This window comes from Streptomyces sp. NPDC057617 (assembly GCF_042800555.1).
GTDB lineage: Bacteria > Actinomycetota > Actinomycetes > Streptomycetales > Streptomycetaceae > Streptomyces.
This window is the reverse complement of the sequence record NZ_JBHVGV010000002.1, coordinates 464,659-489,950: the sequence shown is the minus strand read 5'-3', so window position 1 is coordinate 489,950 and position 25,292 is coordinate 464,659. Positions and strand designations below refer to the sequence as shown.

Below are 25,292 nucleotides of genomic sequence, written 5' to 3'. Positions count from 1 at the left end.
ATGCCTGCGGGCCAGGTGATCGGGCGCATCTCTGTGCGCGTCCTGCCGGACACCTCCGACTTCAAAGAAGAGGCGAAGAAGCAGCTCCGCCGTATCGAGCAACAGCTCACGGTCACGATCAATACGAAGATCGACACGACCGGCGCGCGGAGAGGCGTCCTCGAAGCTGTCCGGGACATCAACCGCGACAACAAGGTCAACTCCCGGAAGATCCGCTTCTACACGAAGATCGCTACCGATGGCATGGCAACGGCCGTACGCCAAGCGGCCCGTGAACTCCAGCACCGGGCGAACAGCCAGAAGGTCGCCTTCAAGGTCGACGACCTCAGGGCCACCGGCAGGATCGAGTTGGAACTCGACCAGCGCTCTGCGGATCAGGCCAAGCAGAAAGTCAAGGATTGGCTCGACGGCGTCTCGCCGTTGAAGGTGAGAGTCGAGCTTGACATCGCCAACGGGACCGGTGCCGCCGTGTCCGCGCGGCTGCAAGTCCTCACCCGCCCCCGTACGGTGCCGATCGTCCCCGAACTGGACAACACTGCCGTCCTGAAGGTGGCGACAGCCCTGGCCGCGCTGTCCGGCGCGCGGGTCCTGAACAGCATCTTCGAGAAGCTCGGCAACACTCTCAAGAACCTCGACAAGAGCGTCCCGATCATCGGTTCGCTCTCGCTCGCGATTGCCGGCCTCGCTGGGTGGGGGCTCTCGGCGGCCTCGAACTTGGCTGCCCTGTCGGCGTCGCTCGCCTCGATCGGCGCGACCGCGCTCCTTCTGCCCGGCCTGCTCGGCGGCATGGCTGTCGGCCTCGGCGTCACCATCGCCGCCTTCCGAGACTTCAACAAGATCCTTCCCGAGGTCAAGGCGGCTCTGTCGGGTCTTCAAGACTCGATCAGCGAGAACTTCTGGGCCAAAGCCGCGGAGCCCATCCGCACGATGGTCGACGAACTCCTCCCGGAGTTCACGGCCGGGGTCGCCCAGACCTCCATCCAACTCGGTGGATTTTTCGCTGGTTTCTCCACATCTCTACAGGGCGCGCTGAACCCGGCCTTGACGCAGATGTTCACGGACCTGTCCGCGTCGATCACCGTCGCGACCACAGGTACGGGCGCCTTCGCAAACATCATCGCTGTCCTCGGCCAGGTCGGCACGTCCTACCTGCCCGCGCTGGCTCAGTGGTTCGTCGACATCAGTACACGGTTCTCCGGCTTCCTCACGAAGTCCGAGGGGAACGGCAACCTCAAGGGCTGGATCGACGAGGGCATTCAGGCTCTCAAGGATCTCGGCTCGGTTCTGCTGAATGTCGGCGGCATCCTGGCTGGCATCGCGCGGGCTGCCGAGGCTGCGGGTGGCTCTTCGCTCGGCATGATGGCCGACACGCTGGAGCGCATTCACAGCACTGTGGACAGCGCAGGCTTCCAAGCGGGCCTGATCGGCGTCTTCCAGGGCGCCCATGCGGCGATGAACGCCATCGCCACCCGGTCGGGCCCGGCGGTCAAAGAATTGCTCTCGCAGGTTGCCCAGCTTGCAGAAACGATTCTTCCGCAGGTCGGGCAGATCATCGGAACAGCCTTGTCGGCCGTTGCGGACGGGCTGAACCAGCCCGGCGTCATGAGCGGTGTACATGCCCTGTTCGACGGCCTTCAGGCCGCAGTGACCGGACTCGCTCCCGCGATGGCCCCACTGGGCCGAGCCCTCGGCGCGCTGATGACTGTCGTCGGTGCCTTCGCGGCCATGCTAGGCCCACTCGTTGCCGCCGCCTTGATTCCGCTTTCGAACGCTTTTACAGCACTTCTCCCGGCGATCACCCCGATTATCAATTTGCTCGGCGGAACCCTTACTGGAGCAATTTCTCAACTTACTCCAATAATTTCCCAGCAGCTCGTTCCGACCGTCGGTCAACTTCTCAGCTCCGCCTTCCAGACACTCGCTACAATTCTACCTCCGGTAGCCGCGCTTTTTATGGAAGCTGTAAGCGCGGTCGCTCCACTCGTTTCACAACTCGCCACCGGACTTACTCCAATTCTGGCGGTCGTGGCGAAAATCATTGGGACCAATGTCATAACGGCCTTGACTTCCCTTATCGCCCTGGCTTTGCAGCTCGTCTCGGCGATCATCCTTCCGCTTATCCCTTTGCTGCAATCTGTAGTGGAGGCGATTCTTCCTCCGCTCGCGGACGCGGTTACCCGAGTGGCTGAAGCCCTTCAGCCATTTATTCAGGCACTGATCTCGGTCGTGAACGTGACCATGCCGGTCCTGGTCCCTGCGCTTCAGTTCGTCATCGAGATCTTGGGTGGCGCCTTGGTCGCGGCAGTCAACGGGGTGGGCCTGGTCCTTGAGGGTCTTGTCGAGATCTTCAAGGGAATCTGGTCGACGATCAAGGGCGTCTTCGAAATCGCCTGGGGGATTTTCGAGGGAATATTTACCGGAAACTGGAATACCTTCAAGAAGGGCTTCTCCGATCTCTGGGATGGAATTCTAGGAATACTGAAGGGAATCTGGGATGTAATTCTCGGAGCCCTTGAAGTTTTTTTGAACGTGGGAATCCTCGGCATCGCCGGGAAGGCACTCAAAGCCATCCGCGCGCTCTGGGATGCGGCCTGGGGCGGCATCCGTATGGCAGGCGTCGTCATCTGGGACGCCATCAAGTCAGCGTTCACCGGATTCGGCTCCACTCTGTCGGGCCTCGGCAGTTCGATGATGTCCGGCCTCGGCCGGCTTTTCTCGGCGGGCTGGGAAGCAATCAAGTCGGCGGCCGGTTCGGCGATGTCCGCCCTGGGGCGGGCCATCTCTACCGGCGTCACGAACGCGATCAGATTCGTCAGGGAACTGCCCGGACGGGCGAGGGCTGCTCTTTCGAGCCTCGGCTCCACGCTCGTCAGCGCGGGCAAAGCCCTGATCCGCGGCTTCATCGACGGCATCACCTCGATGTTCGGCACGGTGAAGGACAAGCTCGGGTCGCTGACGTCCAAACTGACCGACTGGAAAGGTCCGGAGTCCCTCGACCGGGTGCTCCTGGTGAGCGCCGGCCAACTCGTCATCGACGGGTTCATCAAGGGCCTCGAATCCCGGTACGACGCCGTTCGCAAGTCACTCCGCGGACTGACCGACGAGGTGGCGGATACCTCGTTCGCCTTGCCAAGCGTGAGGCAGACCGGTGCTTCGCATGCCATCAACACGGCCCTGTCCAGTGCGCTGAACGCCCGCTCCGAAGGGGGCGGCACGACGCGGGTTCTCAACTACTACGCGGCCCCGGGCTCCTCCCTCGACTCCGAGGAGGACCTCTTCGCCGCAGCCAACAGGGCACGGATGGCGGGGTGGTGAGTGACTGCGCTCCTGCTGGAAACCCCAGGCGATCAGCTCGACCTCAACGAGGTGGCCAAAACCGGTGTCGGGTACCAAGCCACCACAGGGCTCACCGGTCTTGGCCTGCCGCCCGTCGCAGTTCAGTGGTTGGAGGGTGCCGGGGACGGCGCGCGCTACCGAGGCCAACGGGCCCTGTCCCGGACCCTCGACATGCCCCTCGACATCGTGGGTCGCGACAGACGACACCTCGGCACACTCGTCTCCCGACTGGCGCGGGCTGTCGCCAGCCCCTGCGCGCTCGTCGTGGTGGACGACGAGGGAGCACGTTGGTCCACATCGATTGTCCGCACAGGCGGCGGAGACATAGAGCTGGACGGCGGGTACGACGTTGAGACGGTGATCACCTGGCGGGCACCTGACCCCTTCTTCACGGCCGACAAGGTGTCTAGGCAGGCGGTCGGCGGCGACGTCGGCACGCCTTTCCTGTCCGCGATGGCCTCTCTTCCGCTCGCCGCTTCGCAGGCCATTGGGGAGATACAGCTCGACAACACCGGAGACGCCGATGCCTACCCGGTGTGGGAGATCTACGGGCCGGGCCGGGACCTCACCCTGACAGCACCGAACGGCGATGTCCTGCGGTGGGCTGGAGTCCTCACCTCGACAGAGCGGCTCACGGTCGACACGCGCGCCGGAACGGTCACGGACGGCCAGGGCGTGAACCGGTACGCCGATCTCGCGTCGGCGCCTCGCTTCTGGACGGTGCCGCCTGGACTGTCGACCGCCAACGTGCAACTCCTCGACACCACGGCGGCCTCGAAGATCGTGTGTTCCTGGAGGCCGCGGCGATGGTTGGTGATCTGAACTGAAACTCGCGGATCTCACAGTCGAGGTCAGGGACAAGACCCTGACCCGTATCGGCCTCATCCGCCCCGAAGACCTCGCTTTCGAGGTCGCAGACGCCTTCAACAACGTCGGTACGTGGAAACTCACAATGGCCTCGGAACACCCGCTCGCGAGCGTGCTCCGCACACCGGGGGCCGGGCTGATCGTCACAGGCCCCGGCGACGTGCTGATATCCGGGCCGGTTGTCTCTTCCCAGTACGCGGCCACCCCGGAGGACCGGCGCGGGAGCATCGTCTTCGACGGGGTCTCCGACTCGGTGATCCTCGCCGACATACTCGCCTGGCCCCAGCCCTCCAATCCCGACGTAACCACTCAGGCGGCCGGGCATGACGAGCGCACCGGACCGGCCGAAACCCTGATGCACGCCTATGTCTCCGCGAACTGCGGACCCCTCGCACCTGCGGCTCGACGAAAGGCCGGGTTGATCACGGGCGTGGACCAGGGACGAGGCCCGGTCATCTCCAAGTCGGCCCGCTTCCCCACCCTGGGCGAACTGCTCACAGCCATCGCAGTCGTCGCGGACCTCGGGTTCCGTATCGTCCAGCGCGGGAGCCAACTCGTCTTCGAGACATACCAGGTAATCGACCGGACGAAGGAGGTACGGCTCGACGTCCTGGCCGGCAGCCTCGCCGGTCAACGCGTCTCGGTCTCGACGCCCGGGGCAACCCGAGTGATCGTCGCAGGCCAGGGCGCACAGGTAGACCGGACGTTTGTGCCCGTCGATAACGCGACCTCGGTCGGCGCCGAGGAGGACTGGGGCCGCCGCATTGAGCGCTTCGTCGACCAGCGCAACACCGACAACTTCGATGAACTCACCCAGGCCGGCAATGAAGTCCTAGCCGACGAAGGCTTCACGGCGACCGCCGTGCAGGCCGTACCGGTCGAGGACTCCACAGCCGAGTTCGGCGTCGACTGGGGCCTCGGTGATCGCGTGACCGTGATCGCGGGAGGCGAGGAGCTGACAGCACCCGTCACCGGGATGGTCATCAAGGCCAATGACAGTGGCTTCCAGGCCGGAGCCCTGCTTGGTGACCCGAGTGCTTTCGACCCGAACTCGGCTTCCGGGCAACGCTCGCAGAGCACCGAACAGCGCGTTTCCGCGCTGGAGAGGACATCCGAGGGGGGAGGGACGGGCGGCACTCCCGGGCCGCAGGGGCCCAAGGGCGATCCCGGTGTCATCCAATCCGTCAACGGATTCAGTGCGCCGAGCATTACGCTCACCGCGACCGATGTCGGCGCTTCGCCTGCTGCGCACACGCACACCGCCGCGCAGGTAGGAGCCATCGCTACAACCGCGAGGGGCACTGCGAATGGCGTGGCGTCCCTTGACGCTGGAGGCAAGGTCGCGCTCACGCAGCTACCCGAGGTCTTCCTCCCGAGTGACCTCGGCCTCAAGACCTGGGCGTTCGACCCCGGCCTCGGCATGTCCGACTACAAGTATCCCTCGTCCGGGTCGCTCCGCGTCACAGCCGTACCGATCCACGCCACCGCCACGGTGTCAAAAATCGTCTGGCACGTCTTCGGGTACGCGGGCGGCCTTCAAGTAGGCAGCAACGCAGGCATCTTCAACTCGGCCGGCACGCGCGTTGCGCAGGTCGGCGACATGGTCGGAGAGACCAAGCTCCCCGGCGTCCACAACATCGGGGGCGGCACGGTCGCCGTCCCACTCACCGCGAGCGTGTCACTGCCCCCGGGCATCTACTACGTGGCCTGGTGGTTCAAATACACCACGAGCCCGATCGACGGCCCCGCACTGCTCGTTGCCGACTCGGCCGCGAGCGCTCCACCGGGCCGGTTCGGGCTGAACAACATCCACCGGTTCGGTGTGATCGGCTCCGTGTCGAGCTTCCCGAGCACGCTCAACTTCGCTGCGTTCGAAGGCGGCCCGAACCGCTTCTGGGTCGCCCTTGCAGCATGAGCCCGCCAACCCCTCGCCCCTCCACCGACCTCCGCGCATGCCGGGGGCTTTTCCGTTGCCACAGAAAGGAACTGCTTAGTGGCAAAAAGCTCGTACCCCTTCGATGGGCAGGCCGCGACCGAATCCCAGTACAGCCGCCTCTTCCGCGAATTTCAGGACTCGGGAGTCGTCGGGTCGGCGGAAAGCACCGATCTCAAAGTCTTCGCGGACGGGTCCGGCATGAAGGTCTTCGTGCAGCCCGGCTTCGCGATTCTGCGCGGGCACGCCTTCTTCTCCACGGGCATCGAGCCACTCGATATCGCGGCAGCCGGCAGCTCGGAGCGCCGGGATCGCGTGGTGCTCCGGCTCGATCCCACCGCGAACAGCATCGCCCTGACGGTTCTGGAGGGGGTGGCCGGTGGCGAAGCGATCGATGTGACACAGACCGACACCGGCATCTACGAGTTGTCACTCGGCCTCGTCCGAGTTTCGCCCGGTGTCACGAACGTTGCGGCTGACGCCATCATTGAGGGGCGACGCTATTCCGGCTCACGCGTCGGCACGTGGACCACGAACACTCGGCCGACCACTCCTCGCGTCAGTCAGCTCGGACTCAACCGGACCACGAAGGCGTGGGAGTACTGGGATGGCGCGGCCTGGGCCGACCTCGCGCCCACGGTTACGTGGTCAAACATCTCCGGCCGTCCCACGGCCTTCGCCCCCGCAGCGCACTCTCATGGCTGGAGCGATCTCACCGACAAACCGACGACCTTTCCGCCATCGAGTCATACGCACGACTGGGGAGCGGTATCGGGGAAGCCGACGACCTTCCCGCCCGTCACCCACTCGCACTCGTGGTCGTCCATCACGGGCCGTCCCTCTACCTTCGCGCCGAGTTCACACTCCCACGGTTCGTATCTGGAAGCGGGCGACACCATCTCTTGGGCCAACGGCACCAAGCGGGTTCACAACGACAGTGTGAGCGGCTCGGGCACGTACTACGCCGTATGGGTGCAGGGGGACGGAACCTTCGCGCGGAACACCAGCTCGCTCAGGTTCAAGCAGAACGTGCGGGACCACGACATCGCCCCCAAGGCCGTCCTTGCACTGCGCCCGCGGATCTACGACCGGCGCCCGAAGGAGGGCTCGGACGACTACCAGCGGAACGAGTTCGGTCTGATCGCTGAGGAAGTCGCCGAGCATCTCCCGGAGATCGTCACCCGAGACGAGAACGGCATAGTCGACGCCCTTCGGTACGACCTCCTCGGGGTGGCGCTCCTGCCTGTCGTCCAAAACCAGGCGAAGCGGATCGAGCGCTTGGAGGCCCTCGTCGAAGAGCTGAGGCAGTGAGTCTCGACCCCTCCGTTCAAGTCGCTGCCGTCTCGGCGGGCGGAATGATCGTTGCCGCTGGATTCGGCGTCCTGGTCGAGCTGCTGCGCCGCCAGGGCAGCACCATCGCCGAAGTTGCCGAGCACGCGCAGGAAGCCCGTGAGCAGGTCGTCAACACCCACTCGACGAATCTCCGCGACGACTTGGACCGAGTCCTCGCGGACCTCGGCCGCGTACTCGAAGGCCAGGCCGAGCACAGCCGCAGCATCACCGCCCTGCGCACCGAGCTGGCGCACGAACGCGCCGAACGCCTCGCCGTCGCCGAACGACTGGACGAGCACATAGCCAACTAGCCCCATTCTCATTGGCCCTGCCACACACGGTGGCAGGGCCTTTCGTGTGTCCTAAGGAGCAAAAGCATGGGCGAAGCCCAGAAGATCATTGGCATAGCCAAGGCCGAGAACGGCTACCGAGAAGGCCAGAAGTCCGGCCACTGGAACAACAACCAGAAGTATTCGGATCAGGTCCCCGGACTGGAGTGGAGTGACTTCCAGCCCTGGTGCGCCACGTTCGTTTCGTGGTGCGCGATGAAGGCCGGCCTCGCTGGCCTGTACCCGCGTACGGCTTCGTGCGAGAGCGGGGTGGCCTGGTTCAAGCAGCGCAAGCGGTTCAGCGCATATCCGGCGGTGGGGGCCCAGGTCTTCTACGGCTCGGGAGGCGGATCGCACACCGGCCTTGTCTACAACTACGACGACACCTACATCTACACGGTGGAAGGCAACACCAACGCGAACGGCTCTGCCGAGGGTGACGGCGTCTATCTGAAGAAGCGGAAGCGCCGGGATACATACGTGTTCGGATACGGCTACCCGGCTTTCGCCGAGGGCATCACATCCGCTGACCCCGCATGGAAGACGCAGGCCCCGAAGCCCACCAAGCCGAGCACTCCGGCGAAGCCCGCTTCGACCATCGTCGCGCTGGCGTCCGCAGTGAAGCCCGGCGCTCGGCACAAGCAGGTGAAGGAGCTTCAGCAGCTCCTCATCAAGGCCGGGTACGGCCCGATCCCAGGCTCTGTAACCGATCTGTACGGGCCCGAGACCCAGAAGGCCGTGGGGCGGTTCCACAACAAGAACCCCAAGTACCGGAGTAAGGGAAAGTCGTACGACCCGGCGATCGGGCCGAGCGGTTTCAAGGAGCTTCAGAAGGAGGCGGGACGCAAGTGAGCAAGATCCGCGGCCCAATCGCAGCCATTGTGAACGCTCTCCCGGTGCGGTACCGCACCCGAGTGGGCGCCGTCACAGCCGCGCTCGGGGTTCTCTTCAGCATCGCGGCCGTCGTCTTCGCGGATCGGCCGGAAGTGGCCGTGATCGTGCAGTTTCTTACCGCGATCGGTGTGGTCGCCCCGGACGCCTCCGAGGGCGTCGAGGACGGAAGCTGACTCGTAGCCCCCGCTGGCCTGCTTGGCTGGCGGGGGCTTCTCGTCGTTACGCCTTGCCGGCCGCCTTGGCGGCGTTGATCTCGTCGATCGTCATCTCCGGCGTCTTGCTGTGCCCGCGAGACGCAGACTTCTTCGCCTGGGCCTTCTTTGCCGGGGCCTTCTTGGCAGCGGTCTTCTTCGCCGGGGCCCTCTTCACCGTGGCCTTGGCGGCGGGTGCAGGCGAAGCGGGGGTGTCCTCCGGCCGGGACTCGGTGAGCACGCCCTCGAACGCTTCGGCGTGGTCGATGCACCGGTCGGTTTCGCCCGCGCGGCCATCGTCGTCCGTAATGGTGTACATCTTGGTGGGTACTCCGACACGCTTGCACGTGTCGCACACCCGAACTTTCACTTCGACGAGCACAACCCTTACACCTGCTCACTGGTCTCTGCTTGACGGGCTCAACTCTTACATGGCACAGTAGAGCCAGCGTGATCGGACCATCCCATTCACGCTGCTTGACGACGCCATCAAGGGAAGGACGACATGCCGGCCAGGTCCAAGGTACAGAACACGGGCGAAGCCGTCCGCTGGATCGAGGAGGGCAAGTCCTACTCCTGGATTGTCGCGAAGTACCTTGAGAAGTACGGCATTGAAACGACCACCTCAATGTGGGCAACCTTCCGACACCGCCAGGGACTCGATCGGCAGATCACCAGGGACACCGACTTGATTCCGTGGGCTGTCGATGCTAAGCACCGTTGGAAGTATCCGCTGACAATGCTGCGCTATGAAGCGCGGAGCCGAGCGGGGCACGAACTTAAGCCTGACCAGCGAGAACGCCTCGACAACTGGAAGGCGACGCTGGAAGAGAAGAACCGTGTCGTCTACTACGACCCCGACACTGAGGCCGGTTTCTTTCTCGTGCCGCGCGAAGAGACGGACACTGACCTGATTCGCGCGCCGAAGGAACTCAAGGCGGAAGAGAAAGCGGCCGAGGTGGAGACGGAAGACTGAAAGGGCCCCACTACGGGGCCCTTTCTCGTTACACCGAAATCAGCCCCAGGGATGACATCCCTGGGGCTTCGTCGTACCCGAGGTGGAGCGTCAACCCTCCCATACGACACTAGGCGGAGGGGATGCTTCCGGTAGTTTTTGAAAGGGTTGACCTTGCCGTCCTCGACAGGCGAGACAACTAGGGAACAGAAATCGAACGAACGCCGGGGCTGGGGACGCGTCGGCGAGGGAGAGGAGCCAGTGCATGACGCACGGCCGTGGGGCGGATTCCGGGACTGTCGACCAGCCGAGGACTGCTCGGCTGATCTGTCGCCCGGGTGTCACGCTCTACGTCGACGAGGAGCAGCTCGACTTCCACATCACGGCGAGCCCCGACCACACGACGGAGGACCTCACCGAAGTCCTTCGGGCCGCCGAAGCTCTGGGCCTGAGCCTGCTCGACCAAGACGATTGTGAGCCGGAAGTCCTGCCGGACGACTCGATTCGTCTCTACCTGAAGTCCATCGCCTGACCATCCGGAGGTACCGAGAGTGCCGCTTGACCTGAAAGAGCTACCGACCGCGAGTCCGAGCGTCCCCCGCGACGGATGGGGTCGCCCCCTGGTCGTCCCGAAGGGCGGAGGGAAGCCGCGGAGCCTGACCCGTACCACCACGTTCATCGACTGCATCGAAGACAAGTCGGCATTGTCCGACTGGCGCCAACGCATGACACTGATGGGGACCGCGAGGCGCCCCGCCCTCCTGGACATGGTGAGGCAACTCGACCCGGACGACGCGAGTGACAAGCGTCGCCTGAACACCCTCGCCGAACAGGCGGCCGACATCGCAGGGGCCAGCGTGAAGCGGAAGAGAGGCACTCACCTGCACACCCTGTCGGAGTACGTCGACCGAGGCGAGGAGCTGCCCGCCAGCAGCTCGCCAAGCGACGTTGCGGACATGGCCGCCTACAAGGTGGAGACCGTCGACTTCGACGTGGTGGCGGTCGAACAGTTCGTCGTGGTCGATGAACTCGGAGCGGGGGGCACGTTCGACCGCATGCTCCGGTACTCCGGACCCGGCCCCGAAGGAGAGCACATCGAGGGCCTGTTCATCGGCGACCTGAAGACCGGATCGGTGCGGCACGGCCGCCTGAAGATGGCAGCCCAGCTCGCCGTCTACTCGCGCGGAGAGTTGTACGACCACACGCTGTGCCCCGTGGACGACGGTGACAAGAAGGCGCTCGCGGCCTGGAAGAAGTCGGTGGTGCCGGCCAACGTGGCATCCGCCGCGTACGCCCCCGTCCCGGCCGTGAACAAGGACTGGGGCATCATCATCCACCTGCCCGCCGGGGAAGCGCGCTGCACCCTGTACTGGGCGGATCTCCGCCTCGGCTGGGAGGCCGCGCGGTTGGCGCTGGACCTCCGCCGGATGCGATCCGCGAAGAGTGCCCTGGTTCAGTTCAACCAACGCTAGCTTCTGCTCGACGATTGAGATAGTGTGGCATTAGCCGCAGAGTCCGCGCGGCGAGAACAGAGAGGGGCACAGCGAGTGGCCGACGAAGGTCGATCTACCACCGTCACAATCAAGTACGGCCGGGGCCACGACGACTCGTGGGCCGTATTTCGCGGCAGCCCGATCGAGGTCCGCGAGGACATCACGGCTTTTTTCAGCCTCGATGGTAATAGTGTGGCGAGCCTCTCGCTACACGAACTCGTCGTCGAGGCCGGCCAGATCGCGCAGAGCACGACAACCGTGGTGAAGGGGCTGAACGCACGGATCGTGCCCCAGACCACCCCGGAGCCCACCGCCGCATGGAAGGCGGCAGAGGCGGCCCCAGCCGCCGCGCAGTCGACGGTCAGCGCGGTACTTGAGCAGATCGCGGCCTGCAAGAACACGGACGAGCTGCGGCGGCTGTGGGCGACGAACCAGACCGCCTTCGGCGACCAGGCCGTCATGGACGTCTGGAAGGCGCGCGGTCGGGCCCTCAAGGGTTCGTAATGGCCCGCCGCATCCTCAGTGCGGCTGTAGCCGCCTGCATCGCAGCGGGCTCGCTCATACTTCGCGCTCCCGCGCAGCACCACCCGTACCCCGTTCACCGACAGAGTGGAGACCAGTAGTGCCCCTGAACCTCATGGACATCCCAACCGCTAACGGTGGCTGGTTCAAGCCAAAGGAAGTAGCCGATGCGGTCGCGATTCTCGTGGAGGTCAAGGCATTCGACCGGCAGCGGCCGACGCCCAACGGACCGAAGGACTCAGTTCTGTGTGATGTGACCGTCTTCAAGACCCCGGAACAGCTCGAAAGGCTCGCGCCCGAGGTCTCGAAGGGGCAGCGCATCGAGCAGACCGTTCTTGCCCGCGATCTCGAAACCGTCGTCGGTGGTGCCGTCCTAGTCACCGTGGCGCAAATACCCGCGACAAAGCCGGGCGCGCACCCGGCGTGGGTCTGGAGGCAGATAACCGACTCGGGCATTCGCAATCAGGTCGTCACCTATGCCTCTCAGCGGGACGCGGCGGTCGACGCGGCCGTGACGGACGCTCCCGACTTCGACTGAGCAGTGGCCAGTACGGGGGCGGTCGCCCTGGCCGCCCCCGGCTTCACCGATGGAAGGAGGCACCGCGGAGTGCTCACCCCTGCAAGGTCCCTGACTCTGCACTCGGAGTCGGGCAAGGAACTTCCTCGCGTCGAGGCGTTCGACGCGCTCTACAACCTCGGCTGCCGGCCCCGGCACGGCGAAGTCGTGATGATCGCTGGCCGAAGCGGCACCCAGAAGTCCGGGCTGGCCCTGTTCTGGGTCGCCAGCATGAACCTGCCGACGCTGTACTTCAGCGCTGACATGAGTGCCTTCACTGCGTCCTCCCGACTCGCGAGCCTGGCGACCGGCGACACGACCGAGATGGTCGAGGCGGGGATGGCCGAGGGCGGCCGGTACCGCGAGACGTACCTCAACGCGCTGAGTGGTAGCCGGATCACCTTCTCGTTCGGCTCGCCGATCACCTGGCGGGCCGTCGACGAGGAACTGGAAGCGTACGTCGAGCTGTGGAACGCGTATCCGGCCGTGCTGGTCTTTGACAACTTGATGGACTTCGAGGGCGCCGAGAGCGACTACAACGAGCAGATGGCGGTGATGAGCGGGCTGGCTGAGCTGGCTCGTGCCACCGAGTCCACGGTCATTGTCCTCCATCACGCATCCGACAAGTCATGGGAAGCCAAGAGCGATCCGTGGACCCCGCCCAGCCGGGACCAGGTGAAAGGTGGCCTGAGCGAGAAGCCCGAGCTGTCGCTCTCCGTCGCGCTCGACCCAACTTCGCTCGAATTCAAGATCGCTGTGATCAAACAAAGGATGGGCCCGAGTGACCCGACCGCGCGTCGGTACGCGACGCTGCGGTGCCATCCGGAGACCACGAGGTTCTCCAAGCTGGAACCCCACCTCCCATCCCAGCCCGCGGCCCGCGCGTGGTCGCCGCTCGACGCCTTGAGGCAGTGAGGATTGTAAGAGTTGAACGACGTAGCAGCGCGGAACCGCAAGAGCAAGCGGAGGGGTGCGGACTGGGAAGCGGAAATCCGCGACCGGCTCCGAGAGGCCAGGGTCGACATCGAACGGCTGCGGCTGGTCGGCAAGGACGACGAGGGCGATCACGTCGTGCGCTGGGACGACGGCCGACACCTGGTCATCGAGGCCAAGAACGCCGCCTTCGAGCCGGGCGCGTTCATCAAAGAGGCCGTCCGGGAGCGCGACAACTTCGCGCTCCACCGTGGCCTGGAGCCGAAGGACGTGGACGTGATCGTGATCGTCCGCCGCCGGGGAGCGAACTGGCGCCGGGCGTACGTCCTGACCACCGTCGAGGAGTATTTCGACTTGCCACCGGAGGCGGCATGAGGCTCTTCGAGGAAATCGCCGAGCACAGGCGACTGGCCCGCGAGCTGGCCGAACTCCTGGACGAGACCAACGAACCGGACGGTCTGACCGAGCTGGGCTGGGACAGCGAGAGCGACTGCTTCAGGGGTCGGCGGGTCGCATGACCGAATTCGACGCTCAACTCCTCCTCGCCAAAGAGGAGTTCTTCTTCGACATCAACACGCACGACCTGGATTGGATGCTCCCGTGAGGTTTGGCCACCCGGGGCGCCGCACCTTCGACGACGAGGACGGCACGAGGCCGACCTTGGAAGCAGTGCTCGAACACTACGGGGTCGGCTTCAACCCACACCGGTCCTACGGCATGGCCCGCTGCCCCCTGCACCAGGACAACACCCCCTCACTCTCCTACAACCTCGACCGGCAGGTGTGGAAGTGCCACTCCTGCCACAAGGGCGGGGACAGCTACGAACTGATCATGGAAAAGGAGCCGACCACCTTTGTCGGAGCGAAATCCCTTGCGGCCTCTCTCGCCCTCGCAGTGCGCGACGCTGGAGGAGGCGACGAGCACCTATCAGGCAGCGCTTACGGCAGACGCCGCTCGGTACCTTCTCGCTCGCGGGATCGGGCCAGCCGAGGTGGATACGTTCCGGCTTGGCGTCGTCGCTGACCCCGCTCCCGGTCACGCCCGCTACCGAGGGATGCTCTCGATCCCCTACCTCGACCGCACCGGCCAGCCGCTGACGATCCGGTTCCGCTGCCTGGAAGACCACGATCACCGGGCCCTCGGGCACGGCAAGTACTACACCGTCAAAGACGACCCGCCCCGCATGTACGGCGTCGACTCCATTCACGCGGCCGGTGAGGAAATCCACGTCACCGAAGGCGAGCTGGACCGGATCATCCTTCGCAAAGTCGGCTTCCACGCCGTCGCCATCCCCGGAGCCGCGCTCTGGCTCGGCCGGCACCGCCGGATGCTCGCCGGGTTCTCGAAGATCTGGGTGTGGGGCGACCCCGATGACTCGGGCGCCGAACTCACCAACAGGATCTGCCGGGCCTTGCGGCGCGCTAAAGGCATCCGCCTGCGCGGCGGTGACGTGACCGAGACCTATATGCGGGGCGGAGCCGAAGCCCTGTACAGCCTGATGAGCAAGGAGATGGTGAGTTGACCGAGACGACGCCGGCGAAGCAGTCGGCACGCAAGGCCGATCCGACCACGGCCGTCCTGGCAGAGGTGAAAGCCGCACGCAAGGTGCTCGGCACCCGGCACCTGCCGGTCGCGGGAGGCGAGCGCCCAGCGAAGGGACGGGCGTATCACCAGCGCCAGTCCAACCGATGGCGTGCCATCGAGCACAGCCGCACGCTCGCGGAGACCTCCGGCTGGGACTCCGCCGTCCTGGCTGCCGCGTTCGGCGCGCTCGCCGAGACCGACCCGGAGCACAACCGCTCCGGCCTGGTCCGTCTCGCAGCGGTCGCCGTCGCGGCGGCCGAGTCGCTCGACCAGGCCGCCCCGTGAGCGAAGTCCTGCCGGGCAATCCGGGACCTCGTCTTCAGCGGATCTGGAAGGCCCTAGGCGAACGCGAGCGAGAAGCGTTCGAGCGGCACCTCCTTGAGGGCACGGCCGCCGAGGATCTCGTCTGGATCCTCGACCGCTATGGGCATCGCGTGTCCGCATCCACCATCCGCACGTACCGGCGCCGACTGCGCCAGAAAGAGAGCGACCACGCTTGAGTGACACCCTGCTCGATGAGCTTCTCTCCAAGCCTGTGGGCCCATCCGTACCGGCCCGACAGACAGACCCCGACCGCGACTTCACCCGGCAGATCGAGGTGTCCGGGGACGCGGCCGAGGTCACCGTACGAGGCCCGGTCGAGATGGACCCGAAGGGCACCGCGGCCACCGTCCTGCGCTCGCAAGGGCTCGACCCCACCGAGTGGGAGGTGAAGGGCTTCCGCTCCTCGGAGTGGACGATGCCCAACGGCGACACCGGCTTGAGCACCCGTTTTTCCTTCGCCCGCAACGCGATTGCCCCGGAAGACGAGCGCCCGGACATCACCGAGCTGCTCGAAGCCGTCGAGGTGTACAAGCCTCGCTGGCCTGCGGGCGGGCTGCCCCAGGGCGATCACACTCTCGTTGTCGCGATCGGCGACATGCAGTTCGGCAAGCTCGATGGAGACGGCCCGGCCGGCACTCTTCAACGCACGATCGACTGCCTGAACCAGACGGCTGAACTGCTGGAGGTCTATCGCAGACGCTTCGCCATCGGGCATGTGCACCTGGCCTGGCTCGGCGATCACGTCGAGGGCTTCCAGTCACAGGGCGGCGCGAACGCGTGGCGGACCCAGCTCACCCTTACCGAACAGATCCGCCTCACCCGCCGAGTGATGCTGCACGGCGCGATGACCATGGCTCCGCTCGCGGAGAGGTTCACCATGGCGGCAGTGCCGGGCAACCATGGCGAGGCGGTGCGCTTCGCGGGCCGAGGCGTGACGAGGTACGACGACTCCCACGACACCGAAGCCCTGATCTCGGTGCGCGATGCCCTAGAACTGAATCCAGACCTGTACGGCCACGTCGAGTGCTACGTGCCCGACACGGATGAACTGACGGTCGTCGTCGACTGCTCCGGCACCGTCGTGGCCCACGCCCACGGCCACCAGTGGCGCCCTGGCAAGCACTTCGAATGGTGGAAGGGCCAGGCGTTCAACAAGGCGAGCGCGATGCACCAAGCCGATCTTCTGATTGCTGGACACCTGCATCACGAGTTCGTCGACACGGACGGCCCCCGCACCTTCATCCAGCCCCCGGCCATGGAGAGCGAATCCACCTGGTGGCGGCACTCCCGGGGCACCACCGGAGCGCCGGGCCTGGTCGTCGCTGTGACCAAGGACGGCGAGGTGCCGGTCAAGGAGGTGGTCCGATGACCCCACAACTCGGTCATGTCGAACCAGCCGAAGCCGTAACGGCAGTCGACTGGTCCGTCCTCACCGAGCCGCAGGTCGAGCGCGTCGCCCAGGCCGTTGCCCGCGGGTTCGCCCGGGACTACGGCCTGACCTTGGAGTACGAGGACGCCTTCCAGGAAGCGGTCATGGTGACTGCGGAACGAGCCAGTGAGGTGCGTCGAATCCTCGCAGAGGCGGGTGCCGGCATGCTGCACCGCTGGATGTCTCAACGGCTGCGCGACCGATGGCTGACGGAGGCGAAGCGCCGAACTGGGCATATCTCATACGAGGCTGCCCGGCATGCGGTCGAAAGAAGCGGCCTATGACCTACGACCGACGCCTCGTCGAGCACCTTCTAACAGCGGTGTGGGACCCGGAGGCGGCGTACGGCATCCGCAGCCCCATCGCTCCGGACGCGGACATGCCCAAGGGCAGCGTCGACGCGAAGGCCGCGGGAACGTTGTTCGCCCACCTCGCCGACATCCGGCGGGGTTGGGCAACAGCTCCTCTTTCCATCGGCGAGCGCCAGGCCCTCGTTCTGCGCTTCGGCGCGGACCTACCGGACGACGAGTCCGGAGCACTTCAGGGCGTCACGGGGAGGGCCGTGCGCTACCGCTGCGAGCGTGGCATCGGGAAGCTCGCCGCACACCTGAATGGCACGAACTACGTTGACAGCTATGACGCCTTGGAGTCGGCTGCCGCCATGCTCGCCTCAGAGTCACGCGAACTCGCGACAGCCTTCACGCGGTGAGACCAGCGCGTTCGGCCATGGCCAGAAGATCAGGCCGGGCGCGCTGGTGCATGACGAACAGCACCCGCAAGACCTCGCGGCTCATCGGGTGAATCTCCGCCATCTGCGGCGACACCCGGAAGGCGGCCTTAAGCGCCTCCTCCGCTCCTGACACATCCTTCACCGCCAGCCGGGCCCGCGAAAGGTCGATAAAGAGTCGCCCGAGCCGGTTCGGCTTCAGCCCAGGGGGCGGCTCCTCAACAAGCGTGGTCGACATCTCCACGGCCTTGTTCGGCTGGTCCAGTTCGACGTGAGCCGCGAGTTCGTACAGGGCCGTATTGCCCACGCCAAAGGTGAGGTTGTGCATCAGCACGTCCCCGTCGATCTGAGAGGCGTATCGCTTGGCGTGCCGAAGGTGCTCTTCGGTCGCATTCTTGTCCCGATGCCGCGAGGCGAGCACAACCCCACGCAGATGCAGTGATCCAAGAACGACGACCGATTCAGGCCCGCTGCTTCGCCCGCCCCTGTACTGGCCTAGAGCCCGCTCGACGATCGCCAAGCCGTCTTCATATGCACCGGCACTCTGGTACGTTCCCGCTTCGTTCCAGGCGGCGGCTGCCTCGGCGGCAGGGTTCCATGTCCTTTGTGCCGCCCACTGTTGCCGAGCAACGATGATGTCAGCCAAATCGGGCTGCACAAAGCGATGTGTCACTGTGTATGCGCAGCCGTACAGGTCAGCGAGCTGCCCCCAAGCGAGTGCGTCTCCCCCGGCATCGAGTGCTGTGGCTGTGGCCTGCCCGAGCAGTGTCGGCAACTCCCGCAGCAGTTCGAGGTACTTCGTGTCCGACCGCAGCCGAGCAGCCCTGCGCAGTCCCTCCGCCAACTCCTCGGGGGCCGGAGTGTCTTCCCTGGGAAGAGTGTGTCGTCGAACAGCGTCCCGGAGATCATTGAGCAGATCGGCTTGTTCCGTGAGGCCGAGAAAGGGCTGCCCGTAGATCCGTGCGGTCGATACGCGCAGGGGCTTGGCGAGGGCCGCGACCACGGGGGGCGTCGCCGGGCGGTTGCCGTTCTCAATCTTGCTCAGATACGAAACCGAAATCCCGGACAGACGGGCCAGTTTCGTCTGGCCCATTCCGCGGGCCTTGCGCAGTACCGAGATGTTCTCACCGGCGGCAGGTGTGCTGTCCATGGCTCCCACTGTTCCAGGCTGCGGCGGGTCGTCGGCCGGTTGTGCGGGTCTTGTGTGAACTGATCTTGATGCAAAGAGAGTTCACTTACTGTCCCAACAACGTGACGCCGGGTAAAGCCGCGTTGCACGGGATGCTGCTGGCCTTGACGTTCTTGGCCCGCATGTCAACGCCCGTGCAACCGACTGCAACCCGCTCGACATCGGAGGTCAGCGTGGCACTACGGTTCGTCGGGAAGGACCCGGAATCCGGGGACCACGGTTCCCCGGCCGTCTGGGTGGACGAGGACGCCAAGGACTTGCTGTTTCAGGGTGTGAAGGTCGACTCGCAGACGGAGGCGACCTGTAATAAGGATGTTGCGATGCCCTCTTATGAGGGGATCGTCCGAGTACCGAAGCGGATGATCCCGCTTCTCAGGGAGGCGCTTGATGTCGCAGAGCTTGAGTAGCTTTGCAGACCTGCTCCGTGCTGTCGAGCACACTGCGGTTCATCTGGAGTTGCGCGACACCTACGACATGGGGAACGAGACAGCGGGCTTCGACGCCTGGAAGCAGGGACACAGGCTCGACCCGTCCGACCGTGCATCGTGGTGGCGCCCTTGGCTCGACCTGGTGCAGGAAGTGACCGCCAAGGGTGTGCTCATCCGCCGCGCTCGCGTCATCTCGGAGCCTCCGAGCGAGTACATCCGCTACGAGCACTCGTTCACCTTCACGAACGTAGCCGCAGGCGAAGAGGTGCGCTGGCTGCCGAGGGGCAGTGCGTCGGACATCGTGCTCCCGGAGCACGACTTCTGGCTCTTCGACGGCCGTCTCGTCCAGTTCAACGTCTTCGACGATGCCGGCCGCTGGATCCGGACCGACCAGACCGAAGACTCGACTGCCGCCACCCGATGCGCCAAGGCATTCGAGGACGTGTGGGAGCGCGCCATCCCTCACGAGAAGTACAGCATCTGACGGCGGACGATCAGCCAGCTCATGTCCAAGTCCCCCCTCTCGTCAGCTCGGGCAGCTCGCGCGAAGATTGCCGAACGCCTGAAACAGGCGATGCTCGATGCCGGCCTGACGGGGCTGGAGCTGGCTGATCTCTGCGGTTGGCACAAGTCGAAGTCCTCGCGCATCGCGCGAGGCATCACGCCGCCCTCGGACGATGACATCCGCGCCTGGTGCAACGCGTGCTCTGTCCCCGAGCTGGCCGCCGACCTCATCGCAGCGTCCCGTACTGCCGAATCGATGTACGTCGAGTGGCGCCAACTCCACCGTGACGGCATGCGGCGGGTGCACGAGGAGACCACCCCGCTCTATCAGCGCACCCGTACCTTCCGCGTGTACGCCTCGAATCTCGTACCTGGAATGCTCCAGATCGGCGAGTACGCCACGGGATTGTTGCGCTCGATCACGACCTTTCAGGGCACTCCCGACGACGTCAAGCAGGCAGTGGCCGCCCGCCTCGCCCGCTCTCGCGTCATCTTCGAGGGGGAGCATCGCTTCGCTCTGCTGCTCGAAGAGACGGTGCTGTACTACCGCGTCTGCGACGAGGCCGCCATGGCCGCCCAGCTCGGATCGCTTCTGTCCGTCATGGCCAGGCCGAACGTGTCACTCGGGATCATCCCCTTCGAAGCTCGGCGTACGGTCTGGCCGCTGGAGGCGTTCTACGCCTTCGACGAAGCTCAGGTGGCTGTTGAGACTCTGACGGCAGAGATCAACGTAAGTAGTCCGGGCGAGATCCAGACCTACCTTCGAGCGTTCAATCAGCTATCCCAACACGCCCTGCGTGGGCCAGAAGCCCGTACCCGTATCACGCGCGCCATCGATGCCCTTGGATGAAATCGTGCAACCACGTGCAACCGAGTGGACCCTCAACTTCGCGATTTCCTAGCGTCGTTGGTACGGATCGGACGACTCGCGGCTCGGCCGCGGGTTCCAGCACTCGGAGGGGACCTATGGCTTCGCCCATGGCAAGCACGGGGCTGAATCCGCGGCAGCGTGACGACGCGCTCGCCGGGGTGAGCGCGGTCAAAGTATTCAAGCCCAGCAACGAGTCCGTGAGCGAAGCTCGCGCTTTCACTCGACACGCTCTTGCCGGCCTGTTCTCGGCTGACACAATCGAGGACATCGTGGTGTGCGTCTCAGAACTCGCCACCAACGCCATTCAGCACGGCACTCCGCGCGACGGCAGCTTTCAACTGGCCATCCAAGTCGAGCGGTTCAACGTCCGAGTCGAGTGCCACGACCCCGTACGCAAGAGGCCTAAGCTTCGGGCCCCATCCGCCGTCGACGAGGGGGGCAGGGGCCTCTTCCTCGTAGAAGCCCTCACATCTCGGTGGGGTGTTGGCTCCCGCCCGTTCGGCAAGTTCGTCTGGTTCGAATTCGACGACGTCACCGAGTTGACGCAGCACGACAGAGTCGCGAGAGCGTGACTCGTGAGCGTCGTAGACAGCAAAATCGTGAAGGAACTCAACCAGTACCTGCATCTCCATCCCGGCGAGACGATGGCCTTGATGCCGCTGTATGACGCAGCCATAGAACATTCGAGGCAGGGGCGCTGTCTCCACAACGGGCGGTGCCCGGTGGTGAAGGCGGGAGCACTGCTCTTGGACGAGCAGGATCGTGTTCTCGTCTTGAGGAATGGTGGTGGCTGGGCCTTCGCCGAGGGCGTCCCAGATAGCGAAGACGAGTCTCTGAGTCGGACAGCCCTTCGTGTGTTGGAGGAATTCGCTGGCGTTTACGACGTGTGGACAATGCCCGGCGAACCGACTCCTCTGGTAGTCGACGTGTCGAGAGCCGCCCCGGAGGACGGACCCCGACTACGCGTGGGCTTCCGCTATTTCTTCTGCGCTCACTCGGGTGCGCTTGCGCCCAGCCTGATCGAAACGGGTGAAGCAACCTGGCTCCCCTTGTCGGGCGTGGGCAACCCCCTCCTCCGGGAGCGGATCACCACTCGGCTCGGGAGCGCCGTGTGAGCCCTCATTCCCAGCAATTCACACACGTCGGCAATCGGCAGAGCAACGTCTGAAATCCGACCCGCACTTTTGGAAGGGAGGCAGGCTTGACAAACGACACGAAGCCCGACTACTTCGAGAACCCACCGCCGCGCCGGGTCGGCGCGCTAGTACTGCTTGAGCGGGATGGCGAGTTCGCCGTCATTCGCCGCTCGTACTGGACCGCCATCTCGGAGTACGGGCTCCCGGGTGGCTCGGCGGAGCCGAATGAACTGTCGAGGAGGGCCGCGAACCGGCTTCTGGCAGTAAAGCTGGGGGTGCGGGTCTCGGTGGGTGCACTGATCGCGGTAGACCATTCTCCGGAGCGGCCCGGCTGGTTCCACGAGGGTTCCAACTTCATCTACCACGCTCGGCTACCGCCTGGCCAAGAGATCGCCGTGGCCGCCTCAAGCGGGTACACCGAGGCTCAGTGGCTCGCCCCTGAAGCGATCGGCGAGTTGGCCATCGACCACGAACTTCTGCGTATCCAGCAATCCATCGAGTGCCTACGCACGAACTCCTTCAAGGAGCTGCTGCTCGGGCTGCCGATGTACGAACAACCGAGCGTGTAGCGAACCCCGTAGTTCGCCGCAAACTCCTCGGCTCTTCCTCTTCGCACCATCAACCGTGAGGAGAACGATCGTGTTTCTTCCCTACCCCGTGATCGAGCAGATGTCCGACCGCCAAGTAGAGACCTGGAATAGGCACTTCGCCGGGAACGGCCACGAGCGGCCCCGTTCAGTCGAGGAAGGCATCTGGCGTCGCACTCAGGACCCGGCCAACGCCGAACAGTCGGGATGGAGCAAGGACAGTGCCGGCCGCCGTCGAGTCGTCCACTATCGGTACGGGTACGACCTGGATTACACCCACCCGGTTCCGCGGCTGGTGTTGTCCGACCTGTACCTCTTCGTATCGCACCTCGCTCCGTCCAGCGAGATCGACTCGTACGCCAAGCACATCAACGCGTTGCTCATCGAGGGCCGTTGGCGCGAGAGGTCGGACGGCTGGCACAAGGGTGACCTGGTGGTCAACATCGCTGACCATGAGATCCACCCACAGGACGAACGGGCGGACCGGAAGACGCCCAAGGATTTCCGTTCGCTTGACGTACAGATCACTTCCGAGGGCTTCAAGGTGCCGCGCGCACTGCGAAATCTGCCCTGGGACGTGCTGGCCGGCGGCATGCGTGTCAAGGAGAAGCGCGGCACTCCAACCATGGCCGAAGACCTCAGCGGTTTGCTCGATTTCCTGCCCTTCCAAGTCGAGGTCGGGTGCGGCACGTCGATCGAGGCAGGCATACCACCCCTGCACTACCTCCACGAGGTCTACCGGGTGACCGAGAGGAAGGACAACTCACTCACGCAGTCTCACGCGTTCACTCTGAGTCCCCAGGCGGACACCCTTGTTCAGGAGATGCTCCTCGATGCTCCCAGCAAGGCCCACGACCTGACGCGGATGTTCGCGGCGTGCGTCGTTGCCCGGCCCACCCCCGCCCATGAGTCGTTGAAGGCCCTCCACGAGGCCGGACACATGGTCGGGCCCGTCATCACCCACAACTTCGACGTACTGTCGGCGCGTGCTGGGCTGGAAGAGGTGTTCGTACGCCGGTACGACCAGAAGATTCCGCCGGTTCCGCTCCTGGACGACGCGAAGGCGCTGCTGGTCGTCGGGCTCCACGCGGATCGGAGGGCGGTCCAGGCGCGGGCTCGCGCGAGGGGCATGAAGGTCTTCTTCGTCGATCCGGAAGGGCTGGTGGAGAACGGCGTCTTCAAGGCGTACCCCATCGAAGGGGCCAGGGAGGGCGATGTCGTCGTCCGGCAAGAGGCAATCCCGGCTCTGACGCACCTGTGCGAGCTACTGAAGGTCTGACCAGCCAACAGAGGCCGCACAGACAGGAGTTCGGGGCGCGGTAGCGTCGTGGGGCGCACGAGCAAAGTGCGCCCCACGAATCCAAAGACAGGACAGCAATGCGCGTTTCGGTGATTGGCTGCGGCCACCTTGGCGCTCCGCACGCCGCTGCGATGGCGGAACTCGGGCACGAAGTTATCGGTGTCGAACTGAACCCGGAGACGTGCCGGATTCTGCAAAGTGGACGTGGCGCCTTCTACGAGAAGGGCCTTGACGACCTGCTGGCAAAGCACGTCCCAACAGGTCGTCTGCGATTCACCAGCGATCTGGCCGAGGCCGCCGAGTTCGCCGACCTCCACTTCATCGCGGTTGGCACGCCACTCCGCGAAGACGGCCGAGGCTACGACGTGGACCAGGTTGTAGGCGCGGTCAGGTCGCTTGCCCCCTTGCTCAGGCGTCCGTGCACGATCGTCGGAAAGTCCACGGTGACCGTGGGAACCGTCGCCCGCCTCCAGGAGATCGTGACCGCTGAGGCGGCTGATGGCGTCGACCTCGTATGGAACCCCGAGTTTCTGCGCGAGGGACATGCTGTAGAGGACAGCTTGTACCCCGACCGCATCGTTGCCGGCCTCACCTCATCCGCGGCACAGAAGGCGATCGAAGAGGTATACGCGCCGATCCTGGCTCGGAACGACGTAACGCTGATCGTCACTGACCCGCCCACCGCCGAGGTGCTGAAGTCTGCCGCCAACGCGTTCCTAGCCACGAAGATCTCCTACATCAACGCCATGGCCGAGGTTTGTGAGCTTGTCGGTGCCGACGTGAGCACCGTCGCCTATGGCCTCGGTATCGATCCCCGGATCGGGCATGGCGGGATGCGGCCAGGCATCGGATACGGCGGGGGCTGCCTGCCCAAGGACACCGGGGCCTTCACCTGGCGCGTGGGCGACCTCGGCGCCACGCGTGCCCACGCCTTGCTCCAGGCCGTTGAAGACGTCAATCACTCACGGCTGGACGCGGCCACCAGGCTCGTCGAGCGGGCCCACGGTGCCCCGGTCGACGGCGCCCGGATCGCCGTCTTGGGCGCGTCCTTCAAGGCCGGGACCAGTGATGTCCGCAACTCCCCGGCGCTCCGCCTTGCAGGCCGACTGCACGAAGCTGGCGCCCGCGCAGTCATCTATGACCCCGAGTCCAACGACGCCGCCCGGCGTCTCCACCCGGAATACACATACGCGGATGACGCAGCGACGGCCCTTGAAGGGGCCGAAGTCGTCGTACTGGCCACCGAGTGGCCGCAGTTCACCCACGACACCAAGTTCCCCTCATCGGCGGGCGAAGTCGTCCAGCGCAGGGTTCTTGTCGATGTACGCAATGCCGTCGACTCGGATGCGTGGGTCGCGGCGGGCTGGGAGGTCTGGCAGCTAGGCCGACCTGAGCAGCTCCCCAAGGTGTAGTGCCACCTGCCCCGGCAAACCCGCTGGGCATTCCCGAGATTGGAGACTCACATGACAGACCTGTGGACCAAGATTCGAGAACTGCGCGGCCGGGACGAGCGCCGCAGCGGCGCCGAGGAGCCGGTTAAGGAGCTACTCCTCATCACGAAGGTCTCCGAGGAGTCCAACGAGGCCGCGGAGCTGTACCGGCGGTACAAGGGGTGGGGTACCAACGGGGCTGTGAACGCGACCCTCCCCGAGGTCCAGGACGAGATCTGTGCCGCGATCATGGCGGGGATGGTCGCACTCGATCGCATCTCTCCCGACAGCACTGCCGACGAGGTGTGGAAGCGGTACCTGGACTACGGCTACGACCGCGCGAAGCGAGAGAACGCCTAGAGCACATCGCAATCCTGAGACACGGCGGCACCTGCCACTACGGTAGGGGCCGCCGTTGTCGTGCACACCGAAGAAGGATTGC

33 protein-coding genes are annotated in these 25,292 nt (G+C 65.1%); 30 read left to right on the top strand and 3 right to left on the bottom strand.

Features of this window, described 5'->3' with window-relative positions; translation table 11 throughout:
• From ACFU9P_RS07680 to ACFU9P_RS07650, 7 genes are all read left to right on the top strand, one after another.
• Positions 1-3,315: a hypothetical protein gene (locus ACFU9P_RS07680; RefSeq protein WP_384078203.1), complete on the top strand. Its 3,315-nt coding sequence runs from the start codon at positions 1-3 to the stop codon at positions 3,313-3,315.
• Entirely contained in the window at positions 3,316-4,158 is an 843-nt protein-coding gene (locus ACFU9P_RS07675) for a phage tail family protein (RefSeq protein WP_384078202.1), read from the top strand. It begins immediately after the preceding gene.
• A gap of 1 nt (position 4,159) precedes the next feature.
• Complete coding sequence (locus ACFU9P_RS07670; RefSeq protein ID WP_384078380.1) at positions 4,160-6,118, top strand: siphovirus ReqiPepy6 Gp37-like family protein; 1,959 nt, start codon at positions 4,160-4,162, stop codon at positions 6,116-6,118.
• Positions 6,119-6,337: 219 nt separating this feature from the next.
• Complete coding sequence (locus ACFU9P_RS07665) at positions 6,338-7,447, top strand: tail fiber domain-containing protein (RefSeq protein WP_384078201.1); 1,110 nt, start codon at positions 6,338-6,340, stop codon at positions 7,445-7,447.
• Positions 7,444-7,779, top strand: coding sequence for a DUF2746 domain-containing protein (locus ACFU9P_RS07660; RefSeq protein WP_217308876.1), 336 nt, complete (start codon positions 7,444-7,446; stop codon positions 7,777-7,779). Before ACFU9P_RS07665 ends, ACFU9P_RS07660 begins: the two co-directional genes overlap by 4 nt.
• Positions 7,780-7,845: 66 nt before the next feature.
• Entirely contained in the window at positions 7,846-8,649 is an 804-nt protein-coding gene (locus tag ACFU9P_RS07655) for a CHAP domain-containing protein (RefSeq protein ID WP_384078200.1), read from the top strand.
• A gap of 62 nt (positions 8,650-8,711) precedes the next feature.
• Positions 8,712-8,864: a hypothetical protein gene (locus ACFU9P_RS07650; protein ID WP_384078199.1), complete on the top strand. Its 153-nt coding sequence runs from the start codon at positions 8,712-8,714 to the stop codon at positions 8,862-8,864.
• 46 nt (positions 8,865-8,910) lie between these two features.
• Here the strand turns inward: ACFU9P_RS07650 and ACFU9P_RS07645 are convergent, their stop codons facing one another.
• Positions 8,911-9,264: a hypothetical protein gene (locus tag ACFU9P_RS07645; RefSeq protein ID WP_384078198.1), complete on the bottom strand. Its 354-nt coding sequence runs from the start codon at positions 9,262-9,264 to the stop codon at positions 8,911-8,913.
• Positions 9,265-9,387: 123 nt separating this feature from the next.
• Between ACFU9P_RS07645 and ACFU9P_RS07640 the strand changes: the two genes are divergently transcribed.
• From ACFU9P_RS07640 to ACFU9P_RS07590, 11 genes are all read left to right on the top strand, one after another.
• Positions 9,388-9,858 (top strand): hypothetical protein, encoded by a 471-nt coding sequence (locus ACFU9P_RS07640; protein ID WP_384078197.1) that lies wholly within the window; start codon positions 9,388-9,390, stop codon positions 9,856-9,858.
• A gap of 244 nt (positions 9,859-10,102) precedes the next feature.
• Complete coding sequence (locus tag ACFU9P_RS07635) at positions 10,103-10,369, top strand: hypothetical protein (protein ID WP_217308871.1); 267 nt, start codon at positions 10,103-10,105, stop codon at positions 10,367-10,369.
• A 19-nt stretch (positions 10,370-10,388) separates the two neighbouring features.
• Complete coding sequence (locus tag ACFU9P_RS07630; RefSeq protein WP_384078196.1) at positions 10,389-11,309, top strand: hypothetical protein; 921 nt, start codon at positions 10,389-10,391, stop codon at positions 11,307-11,309.
• 75 nt (positions 11,310-11,384) lie between these two features.
• The gene (locus tag ACFU9P_RS07625) at positions 11,385-11,834 is read left to right on the top strand and encodes a hypothetical protein (RefSeq protein ID WP_384078195.1); all 450 of its coding nucleotides are present in this window, start codon (positions 11,385-11,387) and stop codon (positions 11,832-11,834) included.
• A gap of 118 nt (positions 11,835-11,952) precedes the next feature.
• On the top strand, positions 11,953-12,390 hold the full coding sequence (locus tag ACFU9P_RS07620) for a hypothetical protein (protein WP_384078194.1): 438 nt from the start codon (positions 11,953-11,955) through the stop codon (positions 12,388-12,390).
• A 69-nt stretch (positions 12,391-12,459) separates the two neighbouring features.
• Positions 12,460-13,323, top strand: coding sequence for an AAA family ATPase (locus ACFU9P_RS07615; RefSeq protein ID WP_384078193.1), 864 nt, complete (start codon positions 12,460-12,462; stop codon positions 13,321-13,323).
• Between the two features lie 12 nt (positions 13,324-13,335).
• On the top strand, positions 13,336-13,716 hold the full coding sequence (locus ACFU9P_RS07610) for a hypothetical protein (RefSeq protein ID WP_384078192.1): 381 nt from the start codon (positions 13,336-13,338) through the stop codon (positions 13,714-13,716).
• Complete coding sequence (locus ACFU9P_RS07605) at positions 13,713-13,859, top strand: hypothetical protein (RefSeq protein ID WP_217308866.1); 147 nt, start codon at positions 13,713-13,715, stop codon at positions 13,857-13,859. Before ACFU9P_RS07610 ends, ACFU9P_RS07605 begins: the two co-directional genes overlap by 4 nt.
• Positions 13,860-14,058: 199 nt before the next feature.
• Positions 14,059-14,364 carry a CHC2 zinc finger domain-containing protein gene (locus ACFU9P_RS07600; protein ID WP_217311321.1) on the top strand — a complete coding sequence of 102 codons (306 nt, stop codon included), beginning with the start codon at positions 14,059-14,061 and terminating at the stop codon, positions 14,362-14,364.
• Positions 14,246-14,863, top strand: a complete 618-nt coding sequence (locus ACFU9P_RS07595; protein ID WP_384078379.1) for a topoisomerase — start codon at positions 14,246-14,248, stop codon at positions 14,861-14,863. The genes ACFU9P_RS07600 and ACFU9P_RS07595 overlap by 119 nt, the downstream gene beginning before the upstream one ends.
• The gene (locus ACFU9P_RS07590; protein ID WP_384078191.1) at positions 14,860-15,210 is read left to right on the top strand and encodes a hypothetical protein; all 351 of its coding nucleotides are present in this window, start codon (positions 14,860-14,862) and stop codon (positions 15,208-15,210) included. Before ACFU9P_RS07595 ends, ACFU9P_RS07590 begins: the two co-directional genes overlap by 4 nt.
• Before the next feature lie 53 nt (positions 15,211-15,263).
• Here the strand turns inward: ACFU9P_RS07590 and ACFU9P_RS07585 are convergent, their stop codons facing one another.
• The gene (locus ACFU9P_RS07585; RefSeq protein ID WP_384078190.1) at positions 15,264-15,419 is read right to left on the bottom strand and encodes a hypothetical protein; all 156 of its coding nucleotides are present in this window, start codon (positions 15,417-15,419) and stop codon (positions 15,264-15,266) included.
• A 2-nt stretch (positions 15,420-15,421) separates the two neighbouring features.
• Here ACFU9P_RS07585 and ACFU9P_RS07580 point away from each other — a divergent pair, with 2 nt between their 5' ends.
• The 3 genes from ACFU9P_RS07580 to ACFU9P_RS07570 are packed head-to-tail and all read left to right on the top strand — an operon-like array spanning position 15,422 to position 17,387.
• The gene (locus ACFU9P_RS07580) at positions 15,422-16,618 is read left to right on the top strand and encodes a hypothetical protein (RefSeq protein WP_384078189.1); all 1,197 of its coding nucleotides are present in this window, start codon (positions 15,422-15,424) and stop codon (positions 16,616-16,618) included.
• Positions 16,615-16,962: a hypothetical protein gene (locus tag ACFU9P_RS07575; RefSeq protein WP_384078188.1), complete on the top strand. Its 348-nt coding sequence runs from the start codon at positions 16,615-16,617 to the stop codon at positions 16,960-16,962. Before ACFU9P_RS07580 ends, ACFU9P_RS07575 begins: the two co-directional genes overlap by 4 nt.
• Positions 16,959-17,387 carry a hypothetical protein gene (locus ACFU9P_RS07570; protein ID WP_217308860.1) on the top strand — a complete coding sequence of 143 codons (429 nt, stop codon included), beginning with the start codon at positions 16,959-16,961 and terminating at the stop codon, positions 17,385-17,387. The genes ACFU9P_RS07575 and ACFU9P_RS07570 overlap by 4 nt, the downstream gene beginning before the upstream one ends.
• Here the strand turns inward: ACFU9P_RS07570 and ACFU9P_RS07565 are convergent.
• On the bottom strand, positions 17,377-18,555 hold the full coding sequence (locus ACFU9P_RS07565; protein WP_384078187.1) for a helix-turn-helix domain-containing protein: 1,179 nt from the start codon (positions 18,553-18,555) through the stop codon (positions 17,377-17,379). The genes ACFU9P_RS07570 and ACFU9P_RS07565 overlap by 11 nt on opposite strands.
• Positions 18,556-18,623: 68 nt before the next feature.
• Here ACFU9P_RS07565 and ACFU9P_RS07560 point away from each other — a divergent pair, with 68 nt between their 5' ends.
• The 9 genes from ACFU9P_RS07560 (at position 18,624) to ACFU9P_RS07520 (ending at position 25,210) form a co-directional block, all read left to right on the top strand.
• Positions 18,624-19,001, top strand: a complete 378-nt coding sequence (locus ACFU9P_RS07560; RefSeq protein ID WP_384078186.1) for a hypothetical protein — start codon at positions 18,624-18,626, stop codon at positions 18,999-19,001.
• Complete coding sequence (locus ACFU9P_RS07555) at positions 18,982-19,506, top strand: DUF6879 family protein (RefSeq protein WP_384078185.1); 525 nt, start codon at positions 18,982-18,984, stop codon at positions 19,504-19,506. Before ACFU9P_RS07560 ends, ACFU9P_RS07555 begins: the two co-directional genes overlap by 20 nt.
• Before the next feature lie 21 nt (positions 19,507-19,527).
• Entirely contained in the window at positions 19,528-20,376 is an 849-nt protein-coding gene (locus tag ACFU9P_RS07550; RefSeq protein ID WP_217308856.1) for a helix-turn-helix transcriptional regulator, read from the top strand.
• 128 nt (positions 20,377-20,504) lie between these two features.
• Positions 20,505-20,969 (top strand): ATP-binding protein, encoded by a 465-nt coding sequence (locus ACFU9P_RS07545; RefSeq protein WP_384078184.1) that lies wholly within the window; start codon positions 20,505-20,507, stop codon positions 20,967-20,969.
• Positions 20,970-20,972: 3 nt separating this feature from the next.
• Entirely contained in the window at positions 20,973-21,512 is a 540-nt protein-coding gene (locus ACFU9P_RS07540; protein WP_217308854.1) for an NUDIX domain-containing protein, read from the top strand.
• 86 nt (positions 21,513-21,598) lie between these two features.
• Positions 21,599-22,102, top strand: coding sequence for an NUDIX hydrolase (locus ACFU9P_RS07535; protein WP_384078183.1), 504 nt, complete (start codon positions 21,599-21,601; stop codon positions 22,100-22,102).
• A 70-nt stretch (positions 22,103-22,172) separates the two neighbouring features.
• Positions 22,173-23,399, top strand: a complete 1,227-nt coding sequence (locus ACFU9P_RS07530; protein WP_384078182.1) for a hypothetical protein — start codon at positions 22,173-22,175, stop codon at positions 23,397-23,399.
• Positions 23,400-23,497: 98 nt separating this feature from the next.
• Positions 23,498-24,832, top strand: a complete 1,335-nt coding sequence (locus tag ACFU9P_RS07525; protein WP_384078181.1) for a UDP-glucose dehydrogenase family protein — start codon at positions 23,498-23,500, stop codon at positions 24,830-24,832.
• 51 nt (positions 24,833-24,883) lie between these two features.
• On the top strand, positions 24,884-25,210 hold the full coding sequence (locus ACFU9P_RS07520; RefSeq protein ID WP_384078180.1) for a hypothetical protein: 327 nt from the start codon (positions 24,884-24,886) through the stop codon (positions 25,208-25,210).
• The last annotated feature ends 82 nt before the right edge of the window (positions 25,211-25,292 follow it).

Excerpts from the sequence above, each read along its gene's own strand:
- ACFU9P_RS07680 (WP_384078203.1), top strand. The coding sequence starts at position 1 with ATGCCTGCGGGCCAGGTGATCGGGCGCATCTCTGTGCGCGTCCTGCCG.
- ACFU9P_RS07665 (WP_384078201.1), top strand. The coding sequence starts at position 6,338 with ATGAAGGTCTTCGTGCAGCCCGGCTTCGCGATTCTGCGCGGGCACGCC.
- ACFU9P_RS07655 (WP_384078200.1), top strand. The coding sequence starts at position 7,846 with ATGGGCGAAGCCCAGAAGATCATTGGCATAGCCAAGGCCGAGAACGGC.
- ACFU9P_RS07640 (WP_384078197.1), top strand. The coding sequence starts at position 9,388 with ATGCCGGCCAGGTCCAAGGTACAGAACACGGGCGAAGCCGTCCGCTGG.
- ACFU9P_RS07635 (WP_217308871.1), top strand. The coding sequence starts at position 10,103 with ATGACGCACGGCCGTGGGGCGGATTCCGGGACTGTCGACCAGCCGAGG.
- ACFU9P_RS07605 (WP_217308866.1), top strand. The coding sequence starts at position 13,713 with ATGAGGCTCTTCGAGGAAATCGCCGAGCACAGGCGACTGGCCCGCGAG.
- ACFU9P_RS07600 (WP_217311321.1), top strand. The coding sequence starts at position 14,059 with ATGGCCCGCTGCCCCCTGCACCAGGACAACACCCCCTCACTCTCCTAC.
- ACFU9P_RS07575 (WP_384078188.1), top strand. The coding sequence starts at position 16,615 with ATGACCCCACAACTCGGTCATGTCGAACCAGCCGAAGCCGTAACGGCA.
- ACFU9P_RS07570 (WP_217308860.1), top strand. The coding sequence starts at position 16,959 with ATGACCTACGACCGACGCCTCGTCGAGCACCTTCTAACAGCGGTGTGG.
- ACFU9P_RS07565 (WP_384078187.1), bottom strand. The coding sequence starts at position 18,555 with ATGGACAGCACACCTGCCGCCGGTGAGAACATCTCGGTACTGCGCAAG.
- ACFU9P_RS07560 (WP_384078186.1), top strand. The coding sequence starts at position 18,624 with ATGCAAAGAGAGTTCACTTACTGTCCCAACAACGTGACGCCGGGTAAA.
- ACFU9P_RS07555 (WP_384078185.1), top strand. The coding sequence starts at position 18,982 with ATGTCGCAGAGCTTGAGTAGCTTTGCAGACCTGCTCCGTGCTGTCGAG.
- ACFU9P_RS07550 (WP_217308856.1), top strand. The coding sequence starts at position 19,528 with ATGTCCAAGTCCCCCCTCTCGTCAGCTCGGGCAGCTCGCGCGAAGATT.
- ACFU9P_RS07545 (WP_384078184.1), top strand. The coding sequence starts at position 20,505 with ATGGCAAGCACGGGGCTGAATCCGCGGCAGCGTGACGACGCGCTCGCC.
- ACFU9P_RS07525 (WP_384078181.1), top strand. The coding sequence starts at position 23,498 with ATGCGCGTTTCGGTGATTGGCTGCGGCCACCTTGGCGCTCCGCACGCC.
- ACFU9P_RS07520 (WP_384078180.1), top strand. The coding sequence starts at position 24,884 with ATGACAGACCTGTGGACCAAGATTCGAGAACTGCGCGGCCGGGACGAG.